Raw genomic sequence first — 6,421 nt, forward strand, 5'->3', positions numbered from 1 at the left:
TGGCACGCTCGCTGCCGCGCCACCCCCCGCAGCATCAGCGAAGGAGCCCGCGTGACCCGCCTGCAGTCCTCGCACCACCGCACCGCGCACACCCACGCGCACACCCCCGGCCGCCGCACCACCGTGCGGGCCGCCGCCCTGATCGCCTCGGCCGCGATGCTCGTCGTCGGCCTCCAGGGCGGCACGGCCGGCGCCACGGCCGACCGCGAGAGCGGCGCCACCGCGCTCGTCCTCACCGCGGCCGAGCGCACCACCGCGATCAAGAACGCACAGGCCGCGGCCGCCACGACCGCGCGGGACATCGGCCTGTCCGGTCAGGAGAAGCTCGTCGTCCGGGACGTCGTCAAGGACGCCGACGGCACCGTCCACACCCGGTACGAGCGGACGTACGAGGGTCTCCCCGTCCTCGGCGGCGACCTCGTCGTGCACCAGAGGACGAACGGCGCCCGCTCCACCACCAAGGCGACCGCCGCCCGGATATCCGTGCCCGGCACGACCGCCGCGATCCCGGCCGCGACGGCGAAGAAGTCGGCCGTCGCCTCCTCGGAGGAGAAGTCCCCGGCCGCGACGTCCGCCCGCAAGGTGATCTGGGCCGCGACCGGCAAGCCCACCCTCGCCTGGGAGACCGTCGTCACCGGAGTCCAGGCCGACGGCACCCCGAGCGAGCGGCACGTCATCACCGACGCGACCGACGGCAAGGAGCTGTACGCCTACGAGGCCATCGAGACCGGCTCGGGCCACAGCCAGTACGCCGGTGACGTCACCCTGGGCACCGCCCCGTCGTACACGCTGACCGACACCGCGCGCGGCGGCCACAAGACGTACGACCTGAACGGCGCGACCAGCGGCACCGGCACCCTCTTCACCGACGCCGACGACGTCTGGGGCGACGGCACCCCGGCCAACCGCCAGACCGCCGCCGTCGACGCCCACTACGGCGCGGCCCTCACCTGGGACTTCTACAAGAACGAGCTCGGCCGCAACGGCATCCGCGGCGACGGCGTCGCCGCCCTCTCCCGCGTCCACTACGGCGACGCGTACGTCAACGCCTTCTGGTCCGACCAGTGCTTCTGCATGACGTACGGCGACGGCGCGGGCAACGCCAAGCCGCTCACCTCGATCGACGTGGCCGGCCACGAGATGACCCACGGTCTGACCTCCGCGACCGCGGGCCTGCGCTACAGCCGGGAGTCCGGCGGCCTGAACGAGGCGACCTCCGACATCCTCGGCACCTCGGTCGAGTTCTTCGCGGCCAACGCCTCGGACCCGGGCGACTACCTCATCGGCGAGAAGATCGACATCCGCGGCAACGGCACCCCGCTGCGCTACATGGACAAGCCGAGCCGCGACGGGAACTCCCGCGACTACTGGGACCGCAACCTGGGCCGCCTGGACGTCCACTACTCCTCCGGCCCGGCGAACCACTTCTTCTACCTGCTCTCCGAGGGCAGCGGCGCCAAGACGATCAACGGCGTCGGCTACGACTCCCCGACCTACGACGGCTCGACGGTGACGGGAATCGGCCGGATCAAGGCGTACAAGATCTGGTACAAGGCCCTGTCGACCTACATGACCTCGTCCACCGACTACGCGGGCGCCCGCACGGCGACCCTCCAGGCGACGACCGACCTCTACGGCGCCGGAAGCCCGGAATCCACGGCGGTCGCCGCGGCCTGGGCCGCGGTCAACGTGAAGTAGCCGGCAGACCCGGGGGCCGCCACACCGAGGCGGCCCCCGGGCCTCAGGGAGGGGGCCCGGAACGCCGAGGCGACCCGGAGGGAGTCGATGTGACGCCTGGCTCGCCAAGGGCTGGGCGGAAACAAGGACACCGTCCCGGCTTGGTTCGCGGGTGAGCGCCGGGGCTGCGGTGCCGCGGAACCCTTCGCCGCCGACGGCGCGGAGCGGTACACCGAGCGGACCGGTGACGGCCCCTGGTAGCTCCAGGACTGGCTGTCCCGTTTGGCCCCCGAACTGGAGGCGCGGGGCTGGACGTTCTGGGACCGCCCCGTTCCCCCGCCGCTGATGGCCGGCTGACCGACGGGACCACGCCCATGCACGAGGTCCAACCCACGCACCAGGTCCGCGCGGTCTTCACCGACGCGTGGACGCCACCGAGGTTGCCGAGCGTGCCGGCAACAGCGTGGAGTGCTGCTAAGTCGGTACGCGAAGTGCCTTGACGGGCGACGGCAGTGGCGAACCGGCGTATCGAGGACTTCTTGAGGGAGTACGAGTGATTGTGGCTGGTCAGCTACTGCATACTCCGGGCGTGGACATATCCGATGCAGGTCCAAGGCTCGATGCTTCGTGGACCGACTTGCACTACAACGTGTGCGGTGTCCTGCACGGTTGTAGTGACGCCTCCGCCGTGGCTGCTTGCTTCGTCCGAGCCGGCTGGCGCTCGCGATCGTCTTCTTGGGACGGCTACGAGGTGGAAACCAACTGGTGCCAGGTGGAGATCGATCCGGTCGACGGCTCGGACGTTCTGCTCAGCGGAGTCGCGGACCCGCGCGCCTCGACGAGTTGGGCCGGGTCCTCGCTGCCTTTGGGCTCGAGTACACGCTGGAGCTGAGCGACGAGAACAACACCTCGGTACGAGAGATCCGAGGGTGATCCCCACGCTCTCCAAAGGCCCCTGGACCTGTCCGGGGGCCTTCCTCGTTTCGCCCCACGGTCCAGGCCGCGAATAGGCCGCCGGCCCCTGGCATACGGCTGCTCAGCGCGGCACACGCCTGCACACGCAAGAAGACCCCGGCCTCAGCGTCTCCTCTGGTGACGGGGTCTTTGGGCACTTCCTGCGAAGTGCCCCCGGCGGGATTCGACCTGCGCACACGGTTCCGGAAGGCATGGCCGAGACGCGTCCGATTGTGCGGTCTCCTGCGTAAACGCGAACAGGCCCTGTGATCGCCGCGTTGCTCACACGTTGCTCACACGCTGTGGCGCCCCAGTGCTTGCTCCTGGTGTACGGCCTGGGCTAGCCCAAGGGGTCAAGAATGAGACTTGCGGCTGGTTTGTGCCCCTACCCGAGATGACGGGTTCTCGTCACACTCTGGTTGGAGTGAGCGAGACATCCATTGGCTTGGTGCTGAGTGCGCTGGGGGAAGCCGTTGGCTTACGTTCCGATACTCAAGGGCAAAGCGGGGGAGTTCTCGGCTCTTCAGCATGTTACGCCAGCTGTCCGCTCGTGTATCCGGCCTGTCATGGAGCTGGTCCCTGACCCAGACGTCCGGGACGTTCTGGAGACCTTTTGTGACCGTGCGATGGATGCAGTGCCTCAAAGCACGGTTCTGACTGTCGACAGCGGAGCCTTGCCGGCAGCAAGAGTTCTTGAGGGCGATGCCGGTGGTCCTGTGGCCCGCCTCAGTGAGTCTCTCGGTTTCCGTGGTGTCGCCATGTGCCCGGTCGTTCGGCACACAGACGAAAGACAAGTGCTGCTTGAGGCGGCACGGGCTGCGGCGGAGCATCAGCATGGCGCCTGTTTACGGGTTTCTCTTGCTGTTGAATCACCTCAGCGCCTTCCCGATCACGCCCAGATCCGCCGACTCCTCAAGGTGTTGCGCCTTGAACCAGAAGAGGTTGACCTCCTCATTGATGCCGGTCCAGTGGATTCGGAGCTCGAAAGGGATCGACTTGCTGACTGCGCTGTCTTCGCCTTGGAAGCCCTCGCCTCATGGCGCTGGCGCCACGAGTGCGTTGCTGCCGGCGCCTTCCCGGTCAACCTGACCGGATTCCCGAGGGGCCAAGCGACGCCTGTAGCCCGGCGAGACGCACAGCTCTGGCGACGCGTCTTTAATAGATACCGCGGAAAATCCCCAGACTTCGGTGACTTCGGCGTGACGCATCCGCGGATGCCTGTCAAATCCCGGGGGACGCCAGATCCCAACATGCGCTACACGACACCGGACGCCTGGCAGGTCTTCGTCTATCCGCGAGTCCGCTCCGGAAATGACGACTTCTTTGTCCTAAGCGCTGACTTGGTCGACTCTCCTCACTGGCCGGCCACAGGCGCGCGAACGTCGTGGGGCGACGCCCGGCTGATGGAGTGCGCGCATCGTCTGAGGCCCAAGGCTGGAGGCGGAACGGAGTGGCGAGCCTGGGCGACCTCGCACCACCTGGCGGTAGTCTCATCCAACCTCGCCACATTCGGGCACCCCTAAGCCGCCGGGGCATCACTGGCCATTCAGGCTGGACCTCTTCGTCCCGAAGCAATTCGGGCGCATCCGCAGTTTGCTCAGGGTAGCCCACTGACCTGCGGCGGGAGTCCGTGAGCGTTCGTGGACATCCGCGGGCGTGAGCCTCCGTTGTCACTCAGTTAGACACTCAGCGCAGCGGAGGGAGCTCGGAAGTCACCTTCGGCTCCTGCGCTCCACACGGCTGGGCCGCGCCGACGGGCTGCTACGACCCCGGCGATGCGGCCGCTGTGACCGGACTCCCCGGACAGCCGCCACTTCGACTGTCCGGGTCAGCTGCCCAGGTCAGCGGCTCAACCGGACAGTCGGACAGCTGGGACGCTTGCCGTTCGGCCTGTGCCAGGGCCACTGGGACATCCTGCGGACTCCCTCGAGCTTGGCCCTCTCGAACTTCACTCCAGCAATCTTGGCCCCGGTGAGGTCCGCCCCAGTGAGATTGGCGCCGGACGGCCAGCTCTTCGCCAACGAGCGTGGCGCCGTACTCGGGACATCCAGTTACTGGAGAGTCTGGCAGGAGGCCCGGCCGATTGCCCTGCCACCGGACAAGGTGAAGTCCCCGCTCGCCCATCGCCCGTACGACCTGCGGCACACGTGTATCACGAACTGGCTGAACGCGGGTGTCCCCGTCGCCGAGGTCGCCCGTCGGGCGGGCAACTCGCCGGAGGTCATCCACCGTCGCTACGAGGGCTGCATCGATGGCCACGAGGAGTCGAACAACAGGAAGATGGAGAAAGCAATGGGCTGGAGTGACGAACATTAGTTCGCCAACTGCCGCCAATAACAAGTAATCTTGACGGCTAGTCAGCAAAGGCCCTACGTTGCGCCTTGTTACGGCTGGGGATCAACGCCCCGGCCTGGAAAGGACGTTAAGGTGAGCATCACCGTCGATCCCTCCCGTCTGTCGCTGACTCGCGAGGAGTCCACCTACCTGGCGATTCGGACCACGCAAGGCGGACGCACGGTCTACACGACCCGCATCCCTCTGTCCGAGCTCCCGGTCATCCTCACGATCCCGGACCCGGCCAAGCCTGACCCGGATAACCGTCGCGTCGACCCCAACCACGCGAAGGGCTTCGGTAACTACCTCGCTGAGAACCCCGGTTGGGTGGCGCCGGCCCTCCTCATTCGTGACACCGGCGGCTGCCGTTTCGAGCCGATCAGTGAGGACGGGACCGTCGGCTACCTCACTGTCCCGTGGGCCATTGGCGGCATCGGACGCCTGATCACGATCGACGGTCAGCACCGCGTGCTCGGGGTTCACCTGGAGAAGAAGCGCATCACCGACGAGATCGCGCGCATTGACCGTGAGGCGGTCCGCGCCAGCGAGGCCAAGAGGCAGAAGCTTGGCGAGGAGCGCGCGGCCCTGATCCTCCGGCTCCATCGTCTCAAGGAAGAGTTCATCGGCGTCGACATCTACGTTGAGGTCGATGGCGTCCGCGGGCAGCAGATGTTCGTCGACGTCGCCGACAATGCCAAGGGCATCTCCGGCGCTGTCCGGGCTCGCTTCGACACTTCGCGTATCGCCAACCGCACGCTCACTGACATCGTCGCTCACCCTCTTTTCGCGGGGAAGATCGACATCGAGCGCGACCGCATGACCCTGGCCAACCGCAACCTGATGGGTGCCAAGCACGTCGCCGACATCACCCGCTCCGTCATTGCCGGACCCGGCGGGCGTGTGAACAAGAAGGTCGAATCTCTCACCGACAATGAGGTGATCGAAAGCGTCCGTGGCTTCCTGGACGTCATTTCCACGGCCTTCACTGACCTGGCGGCGATCACTGAGGAGGACGTCGACAACTACCACCCCTCTCTCTCCGAGAAGCGCAAGAACGAGCCGCCGGCGCCCCCCACCAAGGCGATGCAGCTCCGCGAGTCCTCCCTCCTTGGCTCTGTAGGAATGCTCCGCGTCCTCGGCGGCGTCTACCGCAACCTCAAGGAGGACGGAGTGGAAGACGGTGACATCCAGGAGTTCTTTAAGCGGCTCGACCGCCACATGGGCGCTCCGGTCACCGAGCAGAGCGTCTGGCGTACCACCGCGGCAAACGAGGACTTCGAGCCCAACGCCTCCGCTCCGATCATGCGTCAGCAGAACATCGTCCACCTGACCAAGGTGATTACCGACTGGTACAAGAAGGCCCTCGGCGGGGGTGGCGTGGCCGCCGGTCCACACGTCGTGGGTGCCCTCGGGCCAGGCGGCCGGGATGATCTTCGCGGCGCCGTCGACCAGGGGG

3 protein-coding genes and 2 pseudogenes are annotated in these 6,421 nt (G+C 67.1%); 4 read left to right on the plus strand and 1 reads right to left on the minus strand.

The annotated features are described in order from the left end of the window. Nucleotides 1–156 precede the first annotated feature (156 nt). Nucleotides 157–1,698, plus strand: a complete 1,542-nt coding sequence (locus ACWDX6_RS29270; RefSeq protein WP_451487894.1) for a M4 family metallopeptidase — start codon at nucleotides 157–159, stop codon at nucleotides 1,696–1,698. A 1,388-nt stretch (nucleotides 1,699–3,086) separates the two neighbouring features. Continuing rightward, complete coding sequence (locus ACWDX6_RS29275) at nucleotides 3,087–4,154, plus strand: beta family protein (protein WP_451487892.1); 1,068 nt, start codon at nucleotides 3,087–3,089, stop codon at nucleotides 4,152–4,154. Between the two features lie 318 nt (nucleotides 4,155–4,472). On the opposite strand, the gene ACWDX6_RS29280 is transcribed toward ACWDX6_RS29275, so the two are convergent. Beyond that, the gene (locus ACWDX6_RS29280; protein ID WP_451487893.1) at nucleotides 4,473–4,652 is read right to left on the minus strand and encodes a pentapeptide repeat-containing protein; all 180 of its coding nucleotides are present in this window, start codon (nucleotides 4,650–4,652) and stop codon (nucleotides 4,473–4,475) included. Here ACWDX6_RS29280 and ACWDX6_RS29285 point away from each other — a divergent pair. Further along, nucleotides 4,627–4,947, plus strand: a pseudogene (locus ACWDX6_RS29285) (tyrosine-type recombinase/integrase); the annotation flags it as partial. The gene ACWDX6_RS29280 and the pseudogene ACWDX6_RS29285 sit on opposite strands and share 26 nt — an antisense overlap. Nucleotides 4,948–5,058: 111 nt before the next feature. Next, a pseudogene (locus ACWDX6_RS29290) lies at nucleotides 5,059–6,075 on the plus strand (DNA sulfur modification protein DndB); the annotation flags it as partial. Nucleotides 6,076–6,421: the final 346 nt, after the last annotated feature.

Source organism: Streptomyces sp. NPDC003027 (assembly GCF_053591435.1).